The organism is Eubacterium ruminantium (genome assembly GCF_900167085.1).
Taxonomy (GTDB): Bacteria; Bacillota; Clostridia; order Lachnospirales; family Lachnospiraceae; genus Eubacterium_Q; species Eubacterium_Q ruminantium.
The window spans coordinates 209,778-233,464 of sequence record NZ_FUXA01000006.1; the positions used below are offsets into that span (position 1 = coordinate 209,778).

20 protein-coding genes are annotated in these 23,687 nt (G+C 33.3%); all 20 read right to left on the reverse strand.

All coding sequences use genetic code 11. The features are described from left to right. Positions 1–20: 20 nt before the first annotated feature. Positions 21–719 carry a glycerol-3-phosphate 1-O-acyltransferase PlsY gene (plsY, locus tag B5D25_RS05140; protein ID WP_078786878.1) on the reverse strand — a complete coding sequence of 233 codons (699 nt, stop codon included), beginning with the start codon at positions 717–719 and terminating at the stop codon, positions 21–23. Further along, positions 719–2,041 (reverse strand): ribosome biogenesis GTPase Der, encoded by a 1,323-nt coding sequence (gene der / locus B5D25_RS05145; RefSeq protein WP_078786879.1) that lies wholly within the window; start codon positions 2,039–2,041, stop codon positions 719–721. The genes plsY and der overlap by 1 nt, the downstream gene beginning before the upstream one ends. 2 nt (positions 2,042–2,043) lie before the next feature. Next, positions 2,044–3,423: a DUF512 domain-containing protein gene (locus tag B5D25_RS05150; RefSeq protein WP_078786880.1), complete on the reverse strand. Its 1,380-nt coding sequence runs from the start codon at positions 3,421–3,423 to the stop codon at positions 2,044–2,046. Positions 3,424–3,453: 30 nt separating this feature from the next. After that, complete coding sequence (gene pgeF / locus B5D25_RS05155; RefSeq protein WP_078786881.1) at positions 3,454–4,284, reverse strand: peptidoglycan editing factor PgeF; 831 nt, start codon at positions 4,282–4,284, stop codon at positions 3,454–3,456. 130 nt (positions 4,285–4,414) lie between these two features. Then, positions 4,415–4,777, reverse strand: a complete 363-nt coding sequence (locus B5D25_RS05160; protein ID WP_078786882.1) for a YraN family protein — start codon at positions 4,775–4,777, stop codon at positions 4,415–4,417. A gap of 3 nt (positions 4,778–4,780) precedes the next feature. After that, the gene (locus B5D25_RS05165; protein WP_278286082.1) at positions 4,781–5,563 is read right to left on the reverse strand and encodes a ribonuclease HII; all 783 of its coding nucleotides are present in this window, start codon (positions 5,561–5,563) and stop codon (positions 4,781–4,783) included. A 95-nt stretch (positions 5,564–5,658) separates the two neighbouring features. Continuing rightward, positions 5,659–6,516, reverse strand: coding sequence for a signal peptidase I (lepB, locus tag B5D25_RS13235; RefSeq protein ID WP_341443607.1), 858 nt, complete (start codon positions 6,514–6,516; stop codon positions 5,659–5,661). Positions 6,517–6,521: 5 nt separating this feature from the next. Next, on the reverse strand, positions 6,522–7,391 hold the full coding sequence (gene ylqF / locus B5D25_RS05175; RefSeq protein ID WP_078786883.1) for a ribosome biogenesis GTPase YlqF: 870 nt from the start codon (positions 7,389–7,391) through the stop codon (positions 6,522–6,524). Between the two features lie 117 nt (positions 7,392–7,508). After that, entirely contained in the window at positions 7,509–8,117 is a 609-nt protein-coding gene (locus tag B5D25_RS05180; protein ID WP_078786884.1) for a CYTH domain-containing protein, read from the reverse strand. A gap of 29 nt (positions 8,118–8,146) precedes the next feature. Next, positions 8,147–8,338, reverse strand: a complete 192-nt coding sequence (locus B5D25_RS05185) for a hypothetical protein (protein ID WP_078786885.1) — start codon at positions 8,336–8,338, stop codon at positions 8,147–8,149. 19 nt (positions 8,339–8,357) lie between these two features. After that, positions 8,358–9,509: an ABC transporter ATP-binding protein gene (locus tag B5D25_RS05190; RefSeq protein WP_242870172.1), complete on the reverse strand. Its 1,152-nt coding sequence runs from the start codon at positions 9,507–9,509 to the stop codon at positions 8,358–8,360. A gap of 13 nt (positions 9,510–9,522) precedes the next feature. Next, positions 9,523–10,218: an ABC transporter ATP-binding protein gene (locus tag B5D25_RS05195; RefSeq protein WP_078786886.1), complete on the reverse strand. Its 696-nt coding sequence runs from the start codon at positions 10,216–10,218 to the stop codon at positions 9,523–9,525. 28 nt (positions 10,219–10,246) lie between these two features. Further along, positions 10,247–11,119 carry a hypothetical protein gene (locus B5D25_RS05200; protein ID WP_078786887.1) on the reverse strand — a complete coding sequence of 291 codons (873 nt, stop codon included), beginning with the start codon at positions 11,117–11,119 and terminating at the stop codon, positions 10,247–10,249. Beyond that, the gene (locus B5D25_RS05205) at positions 11,100–12,560 is read right to left on the reverse strand and encodes a sensor histidine kinase (RefSeq protein WP_078786888.1); all 1,461 of its coding nucleotides are present in this window, start codon (positions 12,558–12,560) and stop codon (positions 11,100–11,102) included. The genes B5D25_RS05200 and B5D25_RS05205 overlap by 20 nt, the downstream gene beginning before the upstream one ends. A gap of 4 nt (positions 12,561–12,564) precedes the next feature. Next, positions 12,565–13,221 carry a response regulator transcription factor gene (locus B5D25_RS05210; protein ID WP_078786889.1) on the reverse strand — a complete coding sequence of 219 codons (657 nt, stop codon included), beginning with the start codon at positions 13,219–13,221 and terminating at the stop codon, positions 12,565–12,567. Continuing rightward, the gene (locus tag B5D25_RS05215) at positions 13,218–14,825 is read right to left on the reverse strand and encodes a hypothetical protein (RefSeq protein ID WP_078786890.1); all 1,608 of its coding nucleotides are present in this window, start codon (positions 14,823–14,825) and stop codon (positions 13,218–13,220) included. The genes B5D25_RS05210 and B5D25_RS05215 overlap by 4 nt, the downstream gene beginning before the upstream one ends. Positions 14,826–14,859: 34 nt before the next feature. Then, a complete protein-coding gene (locus B5D25_RS05220) occupies positions 14,860–16,635 on the reverse strand; it encodes a hypothetical protein (protein ID WP_078786891.1) in 1,776 nt (591 codons plus the stop codon). After that, the gene (locus B5D25_RS05225; protein WP_143000638.1) at positions 16,622–17,974 is read right to left on the reverse strand and encodes a hypothetical protein; all 1,353 of its coding nucleotides are present in this window, start codon (positions 17,972–17,974) and stop codon (positions 16,622–16,624) included. Before B5D25_RS05225 ends, B5D25_RS05220 begins: the two co-directional genes overlap by 14 nt. 310 nt (positions 17,975–18,284) lie before the next feature. Further along, entirely contained in the window at positions 18,285–21,113 is a 2,829-nt protein-coding gene (locus B5D25_RS05230) for an ABC transporter permease (RefSeq protein ID WP_078786893.1), read from the reverse strand. 3 nt (positions 21,114–21,116) lie between these two features. Beyond that, the gene (locus B5D25_RS05235) at positions 21,117–23,660 is read right to left on the reverse strand and encodes an efflux RND transporter periplasmic adaptor subunit (protein ID WP_143004526.1); all 2,544 of its coding nucleotides are present in this window, start codon (positions 23,658–23,660) and stop codon (positions 21,117–21,119) included. Positions 23,661–23,687 lie beyond the last annotated feature (27 nt).

Below are 23,687 nucleotides of genomic sequence, written 5' to 3' on the forward strand. Positions count from 1 at the left end.
ATCAAACCTCCTAAAATTTTTCAATTTACAGGAAAACTTGCTTCTGTAATAATATTATTTTTTTTCTGACCGAGCTTATTCTCTTCACCATGAATAAGTCTGATGATATTTGCTTTATGCTTATAGATAGACATAACTGCAAATATACCGGCAAGAACAAAACTTTCGATCATAGCAGATCTTGAACTGCCATTAGGATCGAAACATAGCATCTTATTAAGAGCCATAACAACATAAGTTATGAAAAACTCTATCATAAGAAGAATCGAACCGAGTGAAACATATTTTGTAGCTGCTACTACAGCAACAAAAAGTACAAGTAAAATAAGTATCATAAGTGGTATAAAGAGCCCGAATATTGTTCCGGCTGTGGCTGCAACGCCCTTACCACCCTTGAATTTCAGATAAAATGGAAAATTATGTCCCATTACTACACCAAGACCTATATATAAAACAAATAAAAGAAATCTGTCAGGATAAAGACCCTGTGTTATAAACCTGACTATAAGACATGGAATTGCAGCTTTAAAGAAATCACCGATAAATACAACAAGACCGGCTTTTTTGCCAAGTACTCTCAGTGCATTGGTGGTTCCGGAATTACCGCTTCCATAATTACGAATATCAATACCTTTTAATTTTCCATATATATAACCTGTTTCAAGAAGGCCGCAGAAATATCCGCTGACCAGACAGATTATTCTTATCAAGACAGTCATTAGTTATCTTTCCTTTCACGAATAATAAATCTAAGAGGAGTACCCTTAAATCCAAAGGCTTCACGAATCTTATTCTCTATATATCTGATATATGAGAAATGAGCCAATTCTTTATCATTTACAAATATAACAAATGTTGGCGGCTTAACAGAAACCTCAGTAATATAATACAGTCTGAGTCTTTTACCCTTATCTGAAGGTGGTTCTGCAAGAGCAACCGCTTCTGCAAGGATCTCATTCAAGATACCTGTAGCAATTCTGAGTGTCTGATTCTGAACAACCATATCGATTGTTGTAAATAATTTTTCAAGTCGCTGTCCTGTCTCAGCAGAGATAAAGAGCAATTCAGCATAAGGCATAAATGAAAGAGTCATTTTGATGTCATTTTTGAATTTATTCATGGTCTTGTCATCTTTTTCAATAGCATCCCACTTATTAACCGCAACAATAACACCTTTACCTCTTTCATGGGCAATACCTGCAATCTTTGCATCCTGCTCAGTAACTCCCATGGTTGCATCAATAACGAGAACAGCAACATCGCATCTTTCAACTGCGGTAACTGTTCTTATGATACTAAATCTTTCTATTTCATCTTTTATCTTACTTTTACGTCTAAGACCTGCTGTATCGATAAATACATATTCTTGACCATTTCTCTTAACGGCAGTATCGATAGCATCTCTTGTTGTACCGGCGATATCGGATACAATAACTCTGTCTTTTCCAAGAAGCTTGTTAATGATTGATGATTTACCAACATTAGGTTTACCGATTATGGCAACCTTTGGTCTGTCATCCTCTTCATCAATATCAGCCTTCTTGTTGAAATGACTGCATACTTCATCAAGCATCTCACCGAATCCAAGCTTTCCTGAAGCTGATACAGGGAATGGATCACCGAGGCCGAGATTATAAAATTCATAAACATCACCCATGAATTTCTCGAAATTATCAACCTTATTTACAACAAGAACAACCGGTTTATGAGAACGTCTAAGCATATCAGCTACTTTAGAGTCCGCATCAACCAGTCCCTGTCTAACATCTGTAAGAAAAATAATGACATCAGCAGTATCAATAGCAATCTGAGCCTGCTCTCTCATACTCTTAAGAATGATGTCGCTTGACTCAGGTTCAATACCACCTGTGTCTATCATAGTAAAACTCTGGTCAAGCCAGGTTATATCTGCATATATTCTATCCCTCGTAACTCCGGGGGTGTCTTTAACTATCGAAATCCTTTCTCCTGCCAAAGCATTAAAAAGGGTTGATTTACCAACATTAGGTCTGCCAACTATGGCTACTACGGGTTTACTCATCTTTATACTCCCAGTATATCTTTTAAATATTCAATACCATATGATTTTACAATAACCGTCTTTACTTGTAAAGCGTTCTTTAATTCCTCCAAAGTCATGTCATCAAGGAATATTTCCTCGTCTGCCTTAAGGCAACTGGACGGGATCAGCAGTGCATCTCCCAGCTCTTTCCCCTGCAAACCACTTACTATATCACTTCCGGTAAGAAGGCCTGTAACGGTTATCTTAGGTCCGAAAAACTTGTTCTCCAGAGGATAAACCATGAATTCTACATCCGGTCTGACACGCTTTAATTCATTACATATATGAATTCTGTTGTCCTTAGAAAGCATGCCGCAAATAGTTGATGCTTTTCGTCCCTGATTCTTATTGATCATAGCTTCAAAAAGTTTTTCTTCCTTAGTCTTTCTATGGAACAGTTTCTTTTTTCTGTTCTTATATTCGAGAACCTGATCAACGGCATCAGTAAATTCATCATACAGAAGTCTTGTCATACCCACACCGTTCTCAAGCTGATTGTAACCGTCATACTTATCTTCGGAAGGCAACTCCCTTCCTGCAAGTATATACCACTCATCACTTGGATGCGCAAAATGGATTCCGTATTTTTCATATACTTCGTCCTGGATATACTCAATCATGTCTATTACTTCTTCAGCATCGCTCGGTGTGAAATCCTTCATAGGGAAAAGGCCTTCTCTATATCTTGTAACTCCGACAGGAACGACTGAAACACTTCCCATTATCGGAACATATTTTGCAAGATCTCTTAATGAACGAAGAAGCTCCTCGCCGTCATTTACACCTTTACACAGAACTATCTGTGAATTCATAGGAATCTCAGCCTGATAAAGCTTCTCAATCTGATCCATGATCTTTCCCGCAAATCTGTTATGGAGCATCTGACATCTAAGCTCAGGATTAGTAGTATGAACGGAAATGTTGATCGGTGCAAGTTTATATTCTATGATTCTGTCAATTTCCGAATCCTTCATATTGGTAAGAGTAATATAGTTACCCTGGAGAAATGAAAGTCTTGAATCATCATCTTTGAAATAAATTGTTTCTCTCATTCCCGGAGGATTCTGATCGATAAAGCAGAAAATACATTTGTTGTAGCAGGATTTATAATTATCCATCAAAGATTCTTCAAAAAGAAGGCCAAGATCTTCACCCTCGTCTTTGGTTATCTCATAATGCTTTTCTTCGCCACTTTCAGTTCTTATATCGAGAGTGACACTGCTGTCTTCTGCAATAAAATCATAATCAAAAATATCGATGATCTCTTTACCGTTTAATGAGATAAGAATATCACCTTTACAAATACCGGCTTTATCAGCAGGACTATCTTCAATTACACTTACAATAAGATGTTCTTTCATAATATTATCCTTTTATTGAAAGAGCAGCATTTACTGTTTGAGCATAATAACAGCTGCCAAATTGCCTCTCTTACCATTTGTTTTCCTGTGTGAAAATAAAATATCACTGTTGCAGGCTGTGCAAATATCGGAAATTTCAATATTTTCTTCTTTCATTCCTTCCTTAATCAGAGTTTTTCTGATAGCCTTCTGAAGCGAAAGATTATATTTACCATTATGATTATCTCTTAAAATGATTCCGTCATTAAAATCCATGAAATTCTCTGCGGTATCAGGACCTATTTCATAACAGCCACCACAGATTGAAGGCCCGATATAGCAAATAAGTTTACTTATATCTGCATTTCTGTCTCTGAAAAGTTTCACGGTTTTAGGCCCGATTCTTAAAAAAGTACCCTTCCATCCGGAATGTACAGCTGCCACTGTATTAATATCAGGTGCATAAAAAAGAAGCGGAACACAATCAGCAAAGAAAGTAATAAGGGGAAGCCCCTTAACTTCTGTCATAAGTCCGTCTGTTTCTTTGATATCACTTTCAATTATTATACCTTTTCCGGCATCTTCTTCTGTACAGATCCTTATATGATCCTTATGAACCTGGTCCGAAAAAACAAGTTTCTTTTCATCATAGCCCAGTGCCTTTGCAAATCTTCTGTGATTTTCAAGAACATTATCTCTTTCATCGCCTCTGCTAAAGCTAAGATTCATCGAAGAAAGATGATCTTTACTTACACCACCGAGTCTTGTGGAAAAGCCGTGAACTATCTTGTCATCAAATTTAGATAGCAACTTTGATTTAATGACAGAAACGGTAGTATCATTATCAATTTTTATTTGAGTTAATCTTTTTTCATCTATCATATTGTTAATTCATCACTTTATTAGTGCATATAGTTTTCTTGTTAATATTGTATTATTAAATATAATATACATTCAATAATCGAATAAATATGTGCTGCTACAGTACTATTTTCTCGTCTTATTAAAAATCTCAACCTACATACATAAATGCATTTTCAATATGCGTTATCTTATCTCCGTCGATACCAACCACATCAAAGCGTATATTAACAGTATCCGGATTGATTTTTTTGTAGTTAAGATAATAAAGAGCTGCTTTACTTACCTTTCTCTGTTTAGCAAGACTTACAGCTTCGAGCGAAGAACCGCTTTTGGCAGAACTTCTGTATTTGACTTCAACGAAAATAAGGATTTTCCTTACTTCATCATAAGCTACTATATCAATTTCAGCCTGCCTTATATAAAAATTCTTTTCTATTATGCGATAGCCTTTATTTGCAAGAAATTCAGCAGCTAACTCTTCTTTTTCACTTCCGACAGATCTTTTATTCATAAATTAAATATAATTCTTTATAAATGATCTTCTGTGTATTTCACATGGACCATATTTAACAAGAGCTTCCAAATGTTTCTTTGATCCGTATCCCATATTATTCTTAAAATCATATTCAGGATAAAGATCATCATATTCTTTCATGAGTCTGTCTCTTGTAACTTTGGCAATAATGCTGGCAGCTGCAATGGATACAGATAAGGCATCACCTTTAATGATCGAAACCTGCTTAATATCCATTTTAGGAATTTTGACAGCATCAACAAGAACAAGATCGGGCTTTATACTGAGGTTGGAAACAGCTTTTCTCATTGCATCATAGTTGGCTTCCTGAATACCGTCAGTATCAATAAATGATTCAGAATTCATACCAAGCCCAACAGAAACAGCATTTGCCATAATGATATCATAAAGCTCTTCTCTTACTTCCTTTTTAACCTGCTTAGAATCATTAAGACAAGGGATAACAAATCCTTTAGGAAGTATTACTGCAGCAGTGACAATAGGGCCTGCAAGAGGTCCTCTTCCAACTTCATCTGTTCCGCAGATATACATATAATCACTGTACTTTTCTTCGAATTTCATCATGTTTTTAACACGTTTCACTTCATTATCGATGGCTTCGACAGCTTTCTCAGCCCTGTTTCGTACAGCAACAACGCCTTTACGCTCATCACTTTTGATATTTTCTATCAGATTAAGATACTGATTCTTTTTTTCCTCATACTTCATTATCGGCAGAGTATTTATTGAATCATATATTTTTTTTATCTCACAAATATTCATTCAAACACCACTTTAATAAATTTATTTATATAAAAAAGTTCTATCGACATAGAAAGAGGGAATAAATGTTTACTCATATATTCCCTCTTATATAACTACTTGATTTTACCAAATTTCGATAATGGCGACAATCTAAATATTGCCTTGCCGATTATCTCTTTCTTTTTAATATTTCCTATGGATGACTTTCTACTATCCTGACTGTTATTTCTGTTATCACCCATTACAAAGTATTCATCATGTCCCAGAATAACTTCATTGCTGGCGACACCTCTTGTTTCAGGTGAAATAACTTCAAGTCCGTATGCTTCTTTAAGCTCTTTTCCATTAATATAGATGATTCCCCATTCATCAATTCTAACTGTTTCTCCGGGAAGACCGATAACTCTCTTGATATATAAATTATCCGGATTATCCTTTGGAGGAAATACAACTATATCAAATCTTTTTGGATCTGAGAATCTATAAGTTATCTTATCAATCCAAAGACTTTCGCCATTATGAAGCGTCGGATTCATAGATTCACCGTCTACGGTCGTTCTCTCACCGACGAAAGTTACGATAAGATAGCAGGCAAGAATTACAACACCTATATAAATAGCAAGATAATAAAGTTCTTTAACTATATTAACCTTCTCTTTTCTTTTACGGCGTCCTCTGTATTTCTTTTTTCCTTCTGTTTCATCCGTTGTTTCTTCTTCGGAATCTTCTGTTGATGATCCATCATTTTCTAAAGCCGAATCAGAATCTGATGATTCATCATTATCTTTATGTTTAGATTTAGATTTCTGAAGTTTAGCTTCTTCCTTAGCAGCTTCTTTAGCAAGTCTTTTTTCTTCCTTAGCAGCTTCTTTCAGAGCTCTTTTATCCTGTTTTCTATCTTCAGCAAGACCATAGAAAAGCTCTTTGGCTTCATCTATACTCTCGATATCATTATTCTTTTTGCTACTCAATTGTCTTACTCCTTATCAGCAGAAGGCTCTTCAAGAGATATCTTTCCAAGACTTCCGTTTCTTAGGTCATCTATAAGAATAGTGGCTGCTTTCTCAATATCCGGCTCACCACCTTTAAGAATACATCTTCTTGTATCAGCTATCGAACTAAGTACTTCATGACCTTCTTTAACCTCTTCAATATTATACCTTTTTGAAATAATACCGCAATAGTTATTTTCTAAAAAATCGATCAGGTGAAGTGCAAGATCATATTTGCTGAGTATATTATCATTAATAGATCCTATAAGCGCAAGATTGATTCCTGTTATCTTATCATCAAACTTTGGCCATAAAACTCCGGGTGTATCCAGAAGATCCAGATTATTTCCGAGTCTTATCCACTGAACACCTTTTGTAACGCCCGGTTTATTACCGGTCTTGGCGCTGGCTCTTCCTGCATAAGAATTGATAAATGTTGACTTTCCAACATTTGGAATTCCAACTATCATGGATTTAATAGGTCTTTTAAGAAGGCCCTTTCTTCTGTCTCTTTCAAGCTTTTCCTTGCAGATTTCCATAACTATAGGTGTGATATTTCTTGCATCTTTGGTTTTTCTTGAATCCATAGATACGGAAACCCAGCCTTTTTCTTTATAATACTCTTCCCACTTTTTTGTTAAAGCAGGATCGGCAAGATCTGTTTTATTAAATACAAGAAGACGGTATTTATCTTTAGCAAGTTTATCGATTATCGGATTTCTGCTTGAAAAAGGAATTCTTGCATCAAGTATCTCTATTACAATATCTATAAGTTTAATGTTCTGCTCCATTTCCCTAACAGCTTTTGTCATATGTCCGGGAAACCAGTTAATATTAGCTTTATTATCGCTCATGAGATCAATCTCCTTGTTGTTTCTTAAGTCTTCATTTTAAATACATTTATATTCTAATGCATTTTGGCTGAAATAAAAAGAACTCTTTTTAGGAGTTCTTTTTATAAAACTATGAACTTACTTAGGTATTCCATAGCGAGCAAGATGTCCGTTCTTATAACGAATATCATCAGTAACATCTTTTATAACCCATGACGGAGTTTCAAAAGCATCACTTTCTTCTTTGTTCGGAAATTCTATTTCCATATATGCCAGTCCGTCCAGATCATCATGGAATATATCAATACATATAAGCTGATTATCCGCATAAAACTGATATCTGGTCTTATGAATAGTATTACCTTCCTGCTTTGGTACAAGATTTTCATATTCTTCTTTTGTGATATTCAGGTTATACTCATCTCTGACAACACCATCTTTTGACATATTAGTCTTGATGGTAAATTCATAATCTGAATCATAATTATAGTTTCTAACTCTGATTTCCGGATCAAAACATAAATATGTCTGTATAATATCATATACATAAACATCTTTATCATTCAGATCATAAGGAACCTTATCTTTGTCAATCAACCATTTCCTTTCGACTTCGATGTCATCGGCCATTATTTCATCCATTCTTTGGTCATATTTACCTTTATCAAAAAGCTTTTTGCCGCAGAATAATCCGACAAGCATACCAAGTATAAAAATGGTAATACCTATAAAAATCTTTTTTACCATAAAATACCCCCAAATAGATCAAAAAGGTTTTAGTAAAGTTTATTATTATCCTCATCATTGCTAACCATGGCAAAAATAAGAATATTTACAACATTAAGTCCCAGACCTGCATAAAGTAAAATCTTTGATAAAGTTCCGGTTGTGTTGAAATACATCAGAATGCAAATGATTGCAATTATTTCGACGATTATTCCTATAACAAATCTTATCTTACTCTTCATTTAAAAATACCTCTTTCAATTAGTCATCAATACTGCTGATAACAACCTTGCCGTCAACGACTTCAACTTTAACACGTGTAGATGTTATTCCTGTCTGCTCTCTGATCTCATCTGAAAGCTTAAGACGTCCGGCTTTATCAAGTACAGAATATTCTTCATGAACAAGAGACATATCAAATGTTTCTGAATCCAAAGAAGAGATACTCTTCTGGTATTTCTCCTTCATGACCTTTTCAGTGGTTACTCGACCATCCGAAATCATTACAACACGGTTAACTTTATTAGCAAGACTGATATCATGTGTTACTATTATAACAGTTATTCCGCGTTCTTGGTTAAGTTTTCTGAAAAGATTTTGAATCATATCAGATGTTTTAGTATCCACAGCACCTGTAGGCTCGTCGGCAAGAAGGATTTCCGGATCTTTTATGAGGGCAGCCGCAATAGTAACTCTCTGCTGCTCACCACCTGACATTTCTCTGGGAAATGAATCCGCCTTATCTTTAAGACCTACTTCATCTAAAAGCTCCAGAGCTTTCTTTCTTCTTTCCGCCTTAGACATTTTCTGATAATAAAGCTGTGATTCCACATTCTCAACAGCAGTCATATAAGGAAATAGATTCTGTGAAGATTTCTGCCAAATAAATCCAATCTTTTTTCTTCTGAGCTTTTCGAGTTCCTTTCTGGACATAAGACTTAAATCTTCACCGTCTATAATTATCTTACCTGCAGAAGGCTGCTCAAGGGCACCTATAATATTGAGAAGTGTTGATTTACCACTTCCGGATTTACCAATAATAGCTATAAGTTCTCCTCTTTCGATATTAAGTTCAAGCCCCTGTAATGCCATTGCTTCAACTTCATTTGTCTTATAAAGTTTAACAAGACCGTCGCACTGTACGATATAATCTTTATCTTTCGGAGTATTATCTTCTTTTGATTTGCCGCTTTCTTCAGCATCTACTGATTTATTCGGATTTGTGGTACCTAAAGAATCATCGGAATCTGTTATATCATTAGATTCATCATCTGCTGAATCATCCATGCCGGTCACATTACCGTATTCATCATTTAATGATTCATCTTCACCGGTTCCTTCATTATTTTCATCTTTAAATAAGGATGTATCGATTAAATTGTCCTTTTCATTTTTATGTTTTTTTCTCTTCATAAGCCACCTACTGTTAATCATTGTCAATAATATTGATTATCTTACCATCATTCATTTCAAGAACTCTGTCACCCATCTGCATAAGACCGGGATCGTGAGTCGTCATGATTATGGTGATTCCTTCTTTTTCAATCAAATGCTTAAAAAGCGATACAACCTTAATACCGTTTTCTGTATCAAGAGCTCCTGTTGGTTCATCAGCGAATACAACATCAGGCTTTGGCGCAATTGCTCTTGCGATAGCAACTCTCTGCTGCTCACCACCTGACATTTCTTCAGGATTATGCTTCATTCTTTCCTCTATACCAACCATGCTCATTGCTTCTTTAATTCTTTCGTCTCTATTATCTTTATAATCAGCAAGCCTGAGCGCAAAATCAACATTTTCATAAGCACTCATTATCGGGAATAAAGCCACAGACTGAAATACAAATCCCATATGAATTCTTCTGTAATCTTCAAGCTCATTTATATTCATTTCATTGATGCAGACATCATTCATACGAATAGTGCCTGAGGTAGGTGAATCAAGTCCACTGAGCATATTTATAAGAGTTGTTTTTCCTGATCCTGATCGACCTTTAATTATAGTTAATTTCGATCTTGGAATCTCGATAGAGACATTATCAAGAGCGGGAAATGATTCATTTTTACCATTTTGATATATCTTGGAGATGTTTTCTCCTGTTATGATCACATTATTATCCATTTTAGCCGATCCATCCTTTCAGCATTCATCATTCAGCAGGAATCAGACCTGCGATATAGTAATTTTTGTCAATATATAAATAAATATAGAAATCATATCTTGTATGATCTGAAGCATTCGATCCTACGCTGATTTTACTAACCTTAAGCTTACTTAAATCATAATTTTCTATCTTCAGTTCTTTGCTTGTTACATAATCATAAATAGTATTATTAAATATTTTATCTTCAAGCTGCTCATTTAATCCATTTGCAGTTTCAATTTTTGATATAGAATAATCGGGACCAAGCATGATAGATGCCAGTGCTATGATCTTACCGTCAGGGTAATATGGATTGAAGCTGGCGATAACATTATCATCTTTTGTGTATATTTCCAGCATAACCAAATTATCTTTATCGGTCTGGCATACAAGTATCTTAGTATCCTTGATATAATGATTAAATTCCGTCATATTCATGATTCCGGCATAAGTAAGAAGATTTGTATCAAGAGCCATTAAAACTTTAACATCCCAGTTGTACCATTCGTTATAATCAGAATTCACATATATTGGACTAAATCCTATACCATAAAGATTATTTAATTTTTCTTTTGCTGATTGAGATATGAGGTATCCGCTTTTATCCCAATAATCATTTGAAAGTTCGCTGATTCTACTTTCCCATACTCCTGAAAGAAGCTGCCTCACCTGGTAGTCAGTCAATTTTTGAGAAGAATTCTTGATAACATTATAATTTGAGTTTGTAGGATAATACTTATCAGGAACTTTTTTTACGCTGTTTATTTCTTCCTTATAATGACGATTTATAAGAATTCCGGGCAGAATCATGCTGCAAACAGCAAATATTAAAGCAGTAAATATTAAAATAAAACTTTTCTTATTCCAACGTTTCTTCATTTGATTCCATTCCGGTAATCGGCCACTTGATCGTAAAAGTAGTTCCTTTACCAAGTTCACTATCAATCAGAACTTTTGCATTATGTCTGTTGAGAATGATAGATACAAGTGACATTCCAAGACCGGCTCCACCTTCTTTTCTAGCTCTGGATTTATCAACCATATAAAATTCATCAAAAATCTTTTTCTGATCTTCTTCCGATATTCCTATACCATTATCTTTAATGGTCACTTCATACATTTTTTCGTTAGCTTCGTCTTCTACAACATGTCCGTTAAAATAAATATCGCTGCCTTCATTTGAAGCTTTTCTTGCATTATCAAGTATATTGATAAATACAGTCTTGATCAGTTCCTTGTCTCCGTATATATCACCTTTTTCGAAGTTGGATATGACCTTTATCTTCTTCCTGTCCATAACAGGTTTCATAAGAAGCACAACTTCTTTACCCATTTCATCCGCACTTACTTCTTCCATCGGTATATCATGGCTTTTCAGATAAATAAGTTTGAATAGCTTTTGTGACATGGTTTCAAGACGTTTACCTTCGGAATATATATAATCAAGAGACATATTTTTCTCATCTTCCGAAAGCTCTACATTTTTTAATGTATCTGCATAACCTATAATTGTCGTCATAGGAGTCTTCATCTCATGAGTAAAATCCGCAACGAACTGGTCTCTTCGGTGAACCATATCTTTTAGTTCGCCTATATATTCTTCAACGGAACCTGCCATGGTATTGAAATTATCAGCAAGAATACCAACCTCATCATCTGATTTATTGTCTGCTCTTACATCATATTCACCTCCCGATATACGGGTTGTTACTTTGTTGAGCTCTTCAAGAGGCCTTGTCAAATAATAGCTGACAAGATAGATGATAATTGCTGCAATTACCAAAACTATCAGGGACAGAATTCTCATGAAATTAAGATTGTTTTTTAACTGCGTATAAACCTTCGAGATGTTTTTTTTCGAAATAATGGTGAAATTATATTTATCAAAGATACTTTCCGACCTGATAAATATATAATGCTTATTATTTATTTTTTTAATGTAATATATTTTTTTATGATTTTCATTCGACGTAATTTCCTTCGGAATACTTTCGACATCGTCATCCCCTGTATAGATAAGTTCATCATTATATATTACATATAAAGAACTTTCTGAAATAAGTACTCCGTTATGTACCTTTTTAACCATATCATTCACAGCGCTTGTAGGTATATAGCTGTTATATGTAGGATTATTCAAAAGAGACAGAAACTCATATTCAAGTGAAGCCTTAAAAAGATTATTCTCAGAAACGGCGACACTAAGCTCCGAATCAATTGAATTGAAAAAATCCCTTCTAACAGACAAATATTCTATGACACCAAGCGCAATAGATAATACTATTAAATTGATCAAAAGTACTTTATATCTGAATTTCAATTAATTAGTCATCCTTCAATTTGTATCCCATGTTATATACTGTGACGAGTGAATTTTTAAGTCCTGCTTTTTTTCTGAGTCTTTGGACATGAATATCAACAGTCCTTGTTTCATAATCAGATTCACCGCCCCAGACTTCTTCATATATCCTATCTCGATATATTGTTATATTCTTGTTGCGAACGAATAAAACCAGCATCTCAAATTCCTTAGGAGTAAGTTTTATGGTTTCATCATTCTTTTTAACTTCCATACTTTCGGTATTGATACTGAGATCATGAAAGCTAAGAATTTTTTCGGTTTTATCAAATCTTCTTAAAACGATATTTACTCTTGCAAGCAGTTCCGATATTTCAAAAGGTTTGATCATATAATCTTCTGCACCAGAGGTAAGTCCTTTTATTCTGTCATCAAGAGCAGATTTTGCTGTTATAAATATTACCGGTATATTAAGCGGCTTGATGTAATCCATAACTTCAAAGCCATCTGCTCCGGGAAGCATTATATCAAGCAGTACTAAATCAAATCTTTCTTTGTCAACGATCTCTATTGCATCAACTCCGTTATAAACTGCTTTTACTTCATATCCTACTTTTCTGAGATTAAGTCTTATGAGATCTGAAATAGGTTTTTCGTCTTCAACAACAAGTATTTTTATCATTTATATTTTGTTTCCCCTTCACCTTGTTGATTATTATTTTGAATTCCACCGAAGTATATTTCCATGCTTTCATTTCCATGGTAGAAGCCATCAGGATAATCAGTAAGATTATCTTCGATTTTTATTATACTTCCATCTATGGCATTTACAAGCACAAATGGTTTAATATATCTCTGATAGCTCTTTGAATCAAAAGGAGAATTAGGTGCTAAAAACTTGCTGTAAAGTAAATAAGCAGGAACATATTTATATACACCCTTTTCATCTGATTTAATCGGAAAGCTTGTAAGTAATATATTTTCAAGGTTTATAACTGTAGCTTCTGAATTGGTTGGTATATTATATATAGATTCATCGTTATAATTATTCTGATATATATCCTTGAAATCATTAAAACTGATGATCGAACTGACATCTTCTGATTTAATGAGTGTTGCCGGATTAGTAATGCTGCAACCTACTACACCATTATCTGTCACATAAACCGAAATATATGATCTAGGATCTGCACAATCGAGTTTTTCGGTATAAGCCGGCATGATAAGGTCGTAGGAACCAAATATTTTTGAAGTTTCACCTGTAATACTGAATACAAATGCATATCCTTCAAAATCAGATATTCTTGTAAACTCAAGATTCTCATCGTAAACTTCCAGTGCTTTGAAGACATCACGGTCTACACCCTTATAATATAAAATATTATAATACTGGCCGTTATACATATAATCCGAAAATCCAAGCTGATTTACGAATTCTTTAGCCTTCTCAAGAAGAACGTCCTGTTTGCTGTTCGCTTTATTCTCAATGTTTTTAGGCCATCCGAGAGATGAATCAAAAGGATACTGTTCAAAATATCTGACTTTATTAGCTTCTGCTATTTGATCATCATTATAAGAACCCTTAAAACTATTTGAATCATCCGAATTAAACATAGACAATGAATCGCTTCTGAATAAAGATATTATTCTACCGTCAAATGCAAATGTTGTCGGGAGCTGTGTCATCTCATCAAAGTTTCTATTGCCGAGACACATATAATATTCTGTTCCGTTTATGTTTCCGATGTATCCACCATAAGAATAATCATTATCTACATTTTCGGGAGCATTTTCCATCTCGTCTTTTAATGTATTTATATTCTTATTGAGTTTTTCTATATTATCCTTATTACCCGGCATGAACTGATTATAAATATTTAAGCAGTCTTCATTTAACTTTATCTTGTCTTCGTAATATCTTTTTGTTTTGGCATTTGCATCATAAACAATAGGTTCTGAGTCAAATACTTTATCACAAAGATTCTTTATATAGTCTTTATTCATTTCCTCAAATTTAACTGTTGAAATGGTCTGCTTTTCATCGTCAGCATTTTCATAATCAACTCTGACGATTACATTTGTAATCTTACTATCACTTAATGTATATTTTTCTGACCAATGAACCGGTTCATTTGAATCATTGGTTTCAACAGTCGCAGCTTCGGATGAAATATTTGTATCATTATCAATATCATAATCATCTATTGTTTTTGATTTTTTTCCGCATGATGCGAATGATAATAATGATACAGCTGCCATAGTTACAAGCATTCTTCTTTTTTTCATATACCTTCTCCTTAATACCTCTTAATGAAGTTAATTAATCCTCTTTATTAAACATTTCCCACTGAAGTTTAGATAAACTTTCATACCCTTTATTTCCATTCGAAGCTCCCATAGGATAATTTTCCAATTGTTCGCTTACATTTATATAACTTCCATCTAATGCGTTGATTATTAACGTTGGATAGAAATAGTTTTTGTTAATTGCTAATCCGCCTATATTTATATCTATATCATGATAGACAACATAACACGGAATATAACTATATTCTGATGGGTCATCTTTTGAACGAATCGGGAAATAAGCGAATTGCATTCTATCAATTTCCACAATATCGCGATCATTTCCGTTAGTATTCCATACAGATTTGTCATTTACGCTATTTTTTACAATGTCTTTAACATCTTCATAGTCTAATAATTGTTTGACCCCTTCACTTTTCTTATGTGTAATTGGATTTAAAATCTGGCATCCGAGTATTTCATCACCCTTTATAAATACATCTATATTATTATCAAAATGATATGTATCACCGGATTCAGCGAAAGCATCAAAATTATAAGTTTCTGAAATAGAACAATATTTACTTGATTCTGCTTTGATCTTATATGATATTTTTATACCACCGGTTTCATCATATAATTTCATATCAAATGGCTGAAATTTATAATCTCTTGAAAGAAATAGTGCAGCTGACATTGGTGTTGACCAACAAATAGGTTCAATTGATTCTACATAACAATCAGTATAACCAAGTTTTCCTATAAACTCTTCCGCAAGTTTCATCTCTTTATCATAATCATTTAAATTACTGTCATCAGGAATTACAGTATGATCGCTAATACTTAATCCCGTATAACCAATAGAATAATGAGAAAAATTGTTAATGCAATTGAATTTAATGTCAAACTTTTCTATATCGTCTACTTTGAGATTAATATCTTCATGTGCATCGTTTAAAAAAATGTTCTGATTCATGTTGTCATCACTTAAAGCAACACCTGTCAAATCATAATTCAAGTCTTTTTTCATGATAGTTATAACGCGGTTATTAATCTGATATGATCTCGGTGAATTTACATATTCATCAAGATTTCTGTTGCCAAAATACAGATAGTAATCTTCATTATTGATCTTACCTAAATATCCCTCATATGAATAATCATTTTCTATTGTTTCAGGAGCTTTTTCATATGATGATTTTAAATCTGATATTTTATTTACGATTGCATCTTTACTTGCTTTATCAAGAGATTCCTGAAATGTATATTCATCATTCAAACTAATTAATTTATTTGGAAAATAATACATTATCTTTCTGGTATCAGAAGCTTTATCATAATAATTCAGAATACTTTCATATGTATCAATCTTTTCCTGTAAAGCTTTTTTAGTCGGATTCTTATGATCATATACTTCTACTTTGCTCTGATCAAAGATGCTGTCACATATTTTTTTATGATATTCGTTTGTAAATTCCGGTACATCAAAGATATCTACTGTAATAGGAGTTTTATCAAATCTATTATATCCACAGTCAATTTTTACTGTATCAAATCCATCATTACCACCGTTTAGAGTTTCTTTCCATGTTTCATCATAACTCATTTCCGCAGGATAATAATCATCCATGTCTGAAGTATCACCCGGATATTCTGTATCTTGCTCCGTATTATCCATAGATTGATTTTCACCGTCATTTGTACTATCGACATTATAATCTTCAATAGTACCTGCTTGTTTTTTACCGCAGGAACATAAGGATAAAGCTAAGATTAACCCTGCTGCACATAATAAATTATTTTTCTTCATATTCTTTAAACCTTTCCCATTTATAATCTTTTAAGTTACCATATCCAATATTTCCGTTATTTGCGCCTTTGGGATAATCATCAAGAGTATCTTTTATATTTACAATACTTCCATCAATTCCATTAATCACCAGACAAGGAGTTACACTAACTTCGTCTACCACATATAAATCTTTATCAAGCGTAACATTAGGATTATATTCGCCTGTTTTTTTATAAATGATATAACAAGGGATTAACTTGTATTCATCATTATTTGTATCTGACTCAAAAGGAAAATATGTTAATTTTACTGAATCAATATCGAATGAAGATAAATTATAACTTGTTATATTCCATGAATTTTTGTTATTAACACTGTTTTCGGTAATCTCCTGAATATCTTTTGCAGATATAAGACTTTTTACATTTTCTGTTTTAATAAGTTGTGCAGGATTATATATCTGACAACCTAAGATTTTATTATCATCATTTACAAAAACGTATATATCACTATTCCTGTCAAAAACGTCTTTGTCCTCAGAATAATTATCTAAAGGAACATCATAATCATTAAATCTATCTGAATTATCAGAAATTAGTGAATATCTGAGTGCGTAGCCACCTTCTATTTCATAAGAGGTTGATGGACAAAACTTAAATCCTTGTGAATAAACATATGACAGATTAAGTTTATTGCCCCACTTAAGCCTATAGGTTTCTTTCTTTAATTGATAATCACCAAAGCCTATCTTTTTGACAAATTCATCTGCTGTATTTATACATTCATCTGATACATTCAAATCGGTATTTTTATATTCGTATGAAATTACAGCATCAAAATTTGCTTCCAGGATATCATCCATATTTTTTTCGGTATTATTTAATCCTTGAATATCCTTTTTCATCAAGGTAATTACTCTGTTGTTTTTTTGTACAGAAATAGGTGAATTTAAATATTCATCATAATTTCTGTTTCCGAAATACATATAATATTCCTCACCATCTATAAGTCCGGAATAACCATCATACGTAAAGTTATTATCTAACTTTTCGGGTGCTTTTTCTTTTTTTGACTCAAATTTTTCTATCCTTTTTAAAATCTCATTTTTATCAAAGGCATCAACTTTATCCTTAAGTTCAAAATCATAACCGTACCCTCTTGGTGATGCAGGATAAAAATTCTCAAATCCTGTTTCATTATAAGTTGGTTCTTTATATAAAGCATCCAGATCACTTATCTTTTCATCATATATCGATTTAGTAGGATTACTATAATCGTAAACATCAACAGTCTTCTCATCAAAAATATCTTCACATAATTCTTTTTTATATTCAGGATTAAATGCTTTATATTTCACCGAATATATATTTAAATCCGCAGGATCATATTCACTTATTGATGTGTTGATCTTGATTGATGAAAAACCATCATTGCCACCTCGGAGATTTTCATTCCAAGATTCTGTTAAAACACTTCTTTCATTATCTGAATCGGAATTTCCGGAATTTAACTCAGTACCTTTCCCCTGTTCATCTTCGTTATATTCTGAAATATTCTTCGACTTTTTCCTACAAGCTGTCATCGATAATGATATGATGACAACTGACGAGAACAAAATGATTTTACCAACCTTCCTCTTTTTAATCATATAAATCACTCCTATTAAATTACTCTTCACCCATTTTAATCGCTTCAGTTATATTCATGTCTTTAATGTATTTAATGATAATGGTCATACATAAAACTATGGCTATAGCTATAAAGATTCCTATTCTTATAATTCCTTTCTGTGAAACAAGTATCTCAAGCGGGATACTATGTTTCTCCGGAAGATATACACAGCTTATAAGGTCAATGAAACACTTCGATGTTAAAGCACCTACAATAAAACTTGAAATTACCGAGAAGAATGTACTAAAGAAATGTTCCTTGATAAGCATACGATTAATCCCCTTCATGCCAAGTCCCATTGCCCTGTATATACCAAAATACATTTGTCTCGAACGTATAGATGTAAGCCAGTAAATAAGAAATCCTATTACGCAGATGATCATCGATACGATAAAACTTATATTGAATAAACCATTTGTTATAAGGATAACAGCTGATGAGAAGAATTTTTCAATCTCTATGTCATAACTTGTTATTGATGATTTTTCGATATTATTATCGTTTAAAAACTGTTTTATATCATCTACACCTTTTCCTTCAGCAAGATCGATCCAGTATTCAGGAACGACATCACCATAATTAAGTGAAAGAAGTGTTTCATTTACAACACAAAGATATTTTTTCTTTTCTTCTATCTTCTTATTATCTTTTTCGTAATAATATCCGTTATATCCCGGGAAATTGTCGACTATCGCCACAACATTTACATTGACAGTTGTTTGTGCTGATTTTGAACTGTCATCATGTACAACCGGAGACTCAATATTAACTCTGAAAGTTGAATCTATATCAAGGTTATAATCTTCAGCAAAATCTCTTGAAATGATTGCACCCTGAGATACCTGCGAAAGAGCATTCAGATCATTAAACCAGTGTCTTTTATTTAAAGTTGTATCGAATTTGGCTGATTTACCAAACTGGTAACTGTTGATACTGTATAATTCTATTTTTTCAACATTACCCTTATCGGTAGAAGCCGATGCTCTGTCTGTTTTATAAACAGAAGCCATATTATCGGCGATTCCGTCATTTAACATTCCCTTGAGTTCATTAAATGTCGGACCTGATACAACCCAGCCACCATCTTCGCCTTTTTCGGTTACACTGTATACCGGTTCAAGTATGATCTCCGTTCCTATATCATTTGAAAGTCTTACTTTCTTATTGGTATTAACTGTTTCTGCAAGGTTTGCATTATAGATACCCATTGAAATAGTAAGTATAAGGAAAACAGAAATAACCCATGATTTCTTTCTTGTTCTGAGAACTTCCAAAAATGCTGCTAAAGTTCCAGGCTTCCATTTATTCTTCCTAAGCTTAAAGACCAAAAGAACTATAAGTCTTGAAAGTCTTATCATCAAAAATGCTGCACCAAAAATGAATAATTCAGCATTGAAGAAAATAAACGGATCCATCATCTTGCCACTGAGAATATCGGTGATCATAATACCTTTCTGCTTGATGTAGTTATATAAAAGGTAAATAGATATTCCGAGTAAAATGATATCCAAGAAATATTTCTCGATAAAATTTTTGCCTGTAATCTTATGATTACGTCCACGGTTTGATATGGTTGTATTTTTCGACATGATAATAACCGGAATAATAGATATTATCACTGATATCAAAATTGCAGCTGTAGCATAGACAGCAACCATCGGATTTAATGTATATGTCGGTGAATTCCTGAATTTAAAATCGAGGAAACTTACTGATGAAGCACCAAGCTTAGTCAGTCCGTATCCAAGAAGAACTCCAGGGATTAATGCTAATAAACCAACCAGAAATGACTGCAAAATGTACTGTTTTATAATCGTATATCTTGATATACCTCGGCTTCTCAGAACATTTATTTCAGTTTCTTCCGCTTCTATTATTCTGTCCGAAACCATATAAATGAATAAAAGGAGAAGGACAAAAAGCGGTATAAGAATTGAAATGATGATTATCTTTATATTTCTTTCAATATCTGAGTAATTTCTAAGCACTTCCAGGAATTTACATTTGAAAGATTTATCTTTTCTCTGAAACTGTTTAAGATAATCAACTACCACATAGATATTATCTTTAGTAATATATCTGTAATCATATAAAACATTGATCTCATATGCGACGCCGCTTACCTTATGCTCTGTCATCATCTTTTCGAAGGTATCATTTTTAACGAAAAGTGTATAAAGTCTTGTTCTCTGCTTTGTATACCAGAAATATTCATTCGGATCTTTTTCTTCTACATAACCGACGATCTTAACTTTAACATCGTCATTTTTCTCATCGGAAAATGATGACAATGTAAGAACTTCACCGATTGTAAGATTCAGTTCATCCATAATAACTTTTGACATATAAACCGGATAAGCTTCATTTTCTGTTACCGATTTATTAATATCTGTCTCGACATCATGGAAAACCATATGATCTTCGATATTCTCAAAAGTTCCTATCTCAATATTCTTTTCTTTTGAATCAAGATCCGCCTCAAATCTTCCTGCATTAAATTTATAGAAAAGCTGCTCAGCGATTATTGGAAGTTCAAGATATTCATTCCATTTATTTATGTATTTATGTACATGATTTTGGAATGCTTCATATGTTATATTCTGATTTTCATCACCTTTATAAGTATCCCATCTTGAAATAGTTGATGGGAAATTTGAATTTTCCTCTGAATAATCTTCGAATTTATATTCAATAACATTATCCAAAGCACCGCTTTCAAACATCGGAATAACAGAGAATACAGCAATAAGAATAACTATTCCGAAAAACAAGCAACCATTTAAAAGCTTTTTACTTCTTAATTTTTTACGTATTATCTGAAGCATCGGTTATTCCTCCGTATTTATTTCTGTTTCTGATGTCTGTGTATCTGCTTCCGGATTTGTACCGGAAGAACTATCATCACTTATCTCTCTGATAACAACGTCTCCTACTTCGATTCCGTCAAGTATCATATATTTGGAAAGATTATTGCCTTTCTCATCCTTTATAGGTGCAAGTTTGACATATTCTTTCACAACTTCATCACCTACTTTTTTCCAAACATAAGTAAGTTCCGTTTTGTGAAACATTTCAGTATAGACAACACCGGCATCGATAAGCGGAATGTCATAAAATTCGTTGAAATTAAAATGTATCATGAGGTCCCCGTCTGCTCTGGACTGGAATGCTTCCTCATAATTGAAATCCTCTTTAAATTTTTCAATATGGAACTGGTCATCAAATCCTTCGTTAGGAGTACAACTTACAATAAATACTTTTCCGTCCTGCTCGACAGGATATATAGCACGTCCATAAACACCATTTTGGTTAACAACCCCGCTAAATCCAATTGACTTGGTTTTATAGATCTTTCCGTTAAATTCAACAGATATCTCTCTACCCAGTTCAGCCTGTTTCATTGGATATTCAGGTACTTCACCCACATAACTCGTGTTCTCATTCTTTTTCCTGATCTTTCTCATTTCAACGACAACTTCATTATAACTATCATCTCCTATAGAAACGACATGCTGTTTCTCTGAGTAGAATTTACCTAAATGTATATATGGATTAATGAGTTTTACGATGCCGTCTCTATCCGAATAAACACTGATAATACCATTTCCATCATTATTCTCTTTCATAAGATCAAGATTTTTCTGTAATGATTTAAGCATTGAATCGTAAATGAGATTTTCCAGCGAAATATCATAATCTAAACTCTGTAATGAAAGATCTTTACGTTCTTCAGCATATAAAACTTTGCGTTCGGGAATTACAGGTTTCTGTATTTCATCCTTGTTTTTTTCGTCTTTATTATTTTCAGTTGATTCCTCATTATGTTTTTTAGCATCACTGGATGTTGCATCATTTGGCGTAGCAAGTTTTTTATCATCAGGTACAATATCCGAATCTATCGAAGGTGACGCATTTTGATCATTACTGTTATTTAAAGGATTGCTTTGTGAATCATCAGTATTATAAATACCTGGTACATTTTCTTCCTTGATCGGAGGGTTTTCGATATTCTCTCTTAACTGACTATACATTTCCAAAGCATCTTCATGATTCTGCTGGAGAGAACGTATCCTCTGCTCACATTCTTTTATAGTTGCTGCAGTAATATCAGTTTTATAAGTAAAAAGAAGATCTCCCTTTTTAACTTCCTGACCGAATTCAACATCTATTGATTCAAAAACAACATTATTATGTTTGTTATAGAATCCGTAAATATTAGTATTTTTAGTATTAATGTTTTTGCTCTTTACTTCTGAGATAAAATCTTCAGTTGTAATAGTATAGTCTTTATAAGTTGAAGGCTTTACATTTGAGAGTTCCGTATGAACTTCATCATCCAGATCAAGGCCGTATTTAACTTCAACATACTGTCCGTCATTTTCTCCAAGCTCTATATCTCGTCTCTCAACGCTTTCGTTGTTCTTAACATAAACATATGCAATGGTTCCTTCGTATTTGATACAGTTCATGCATATGGATAATGCATCTTTAGCTAAAGTCTCTTTAAGAATAATGAAGACATTTTGTCCCATTTTGTATTTCTTTATATCTTTTGTAGTGAATTTAAGCGGAAGGCCGGAATTGTTTATACTTGCCAAAGATTTAACATTCTGAGAATACTTTATTTCTTTTGCCTCAACCTTCTTACCGTCTACATATGTATATATTTCATCATAATCATCACAATCAGTATTGATGATATTACTGTCACGGCAGATGATATATGGATCATCATAATCACTTATAACAGCAACAACTTCATTCGGAAGTGCAACACTTGAAGTTGCAAGTTCCTTTACATATGTTACATATCCCGAATGTGTTGCAACTATATATGATTTATCAATCTTATCTTTGAGCTCGTCATAATTCTTTGTCTTTTCATTAATAGTTCTGTCATAAAGCTCATTTTCGTATCTTCTGTCTTCTTCGCAAAGTTCTATTTCCATTTCAGCTTTTTCCATGGCATCATAGTCACCATTTACTTCAGCTTCATCATAATCATATCGTTTACCCTGAATATCGAGGTCAGTCTTATCGTTTGAAATAGATTTCTGACTTCTTTCATTATTAATACTTTCAGCAATATCATTCAGTTTTTCTTCTTCACTTAACATTAATCCCTCGGCGATAATGTCACCTTTTTTAACATAATCACCGACTTTTACTTTCATATTGCTGATTGAAATATTCTCTGTTGTAAAAACAGGATATTCTTTCGGAACTACTGTTCCTACTAAATAATCAATCTTTTTCAGTTCCCTAAGAGCCGGTTTTTCGAAAGTAACCATAGCATTCTTTGGTTCAAGAAGTTCAGGCTCATCATATGACTTTTTGCCGCATCCCGAAATCGAAAAAGTTGATATAGTCATAATGAAAGCCATTAAGAGGCATTTTAT

What these genes read in the sequence shown, in the direction of transcription:
- plsY (WP_078786878.1), bottom strand. Translation starts at nt 719, where the DNA reads ATGACTGTCTTGATAAGAATAATCTGTCTGGTCAGCGGATATTTCTGC.
- der (WP_078786879.1), bottom strand. Translation starts at nt 2,041, where the DNA reads ATGAGTAAACCCGTAGTAGCCATAGTTGGCAGACCTAATGTTGGTAAA.
- B5D25_RS05150 (WP_078786880.1), bottom strand. Translation starts at nt 3,423, where the DNA reads ATGAAAGAACATCTTATTGTAAGTGTAATTGAAGATAGTCCTGCTGAT.
- pgeF (WP_078786881.1), bottom strand. Translation starts at nt 4,284, where the DNA reads ATGATAGATGAAAAAAGATTAACTCAAATAAAAATTGATAATGATACT.
- B5D25_RS05160 (WP_078786882.1), bottom strand. Translation starts at nt 4,777, where the DNA reads ATGAATAAAAGATCTGTCGGAAGTGAAAAAGAAGAGTTAGCTGCTGAA.
- B5D25_RS05165 (WP_278286082.1), bottom strand. Translation starts at nt 5,563, where the DNA reads ATGAATATTTGTGAGATAAAAAAAATATATGATTCAATAAATACTCTG.
- ylqF (WP_078786883.1), bottom strand. Translation starts at nt 7,391, where the DNA reads ATGAGCGATAATAAAGCTAATATTAACTGGTTTCCCGGACATATGACA.
- B5D25_RS05180 (WP_078786884.1), bottom strand. Translation starts at nt 8,117, where the DNA reads ATGGTAAAAAAGATTTTTATAGGTATTACCATTTTTATACTTGGTATG.
- B5D25_RS05185 (WP_078786885.1), bottom strand. Translation starts at nt 8,338, where the DNA reads ATGAAGAGTAAGATAAGATTTGTTATAGGAATAATCGTCGAAATAATT.
- B5D25_RS05190 (WP_242870172.1), bottom strand. Translation starts at nt 9,509, where the DNA reads ATGAAGAGAAAAAAACATAAAAATGAAAAGGACAATTTAATCGATACA.
- B5D25_RS05195 (WP_078786886.1), bottom strand. Translation starts at nt 10,218, where the DNA reads ATGGATAATAATGTGATCATAACAGGAGAAAACATCTCCAAGATATAT.
- B5D25_RS05200 (WP_078786887.1), bottom strand. Translation starts at nt 11,119, where the DNA reads ATGAAGAAACGTTGGAATAAGAAAAGTTTTATTTTAATATTTACTGCT.
- B5D25_RS05210 (WP_078786889.1), bottom strand. Translation starts at nt 13,221, where the DNA reads ATGATAAAAATACTTGTTGTTGAAGACGAAAAACCTATTTCAGATCTC.
- B5D25_RS05215 (WP_078786890.1), bottom strand. Translation starts at nt 14,825, where the DNA reads ATGAAAAAAAGAAGAATGCTTGTAACTATGGCAGCTGTATCATTATTA.
- B5D25_RS05220 (WP_078786891.1), bottom strand. Translation starts at nt 16,635, where the DNA reads ATGAAGAAAAATAATTTATTATGTGCAGCAGGGTTAATCTTAGCTTTA.
- B5D25_RS05230 (WP_078786893.1), bottom strand. Translation starts at nt 21,113, where the DNA reads ATGCTTCAGATAATACGTAAAAAATTAAGAAGTAAAAAGCTTTTAAAT.
- B5D25_RS05235 (WP_143004526.1), bottom strand. Translation starts at nt 23,660, where the DNA reads ATGACTATATCAACTTTTTCGATTTCGGGATGCGGCAAAAAGTCATAT.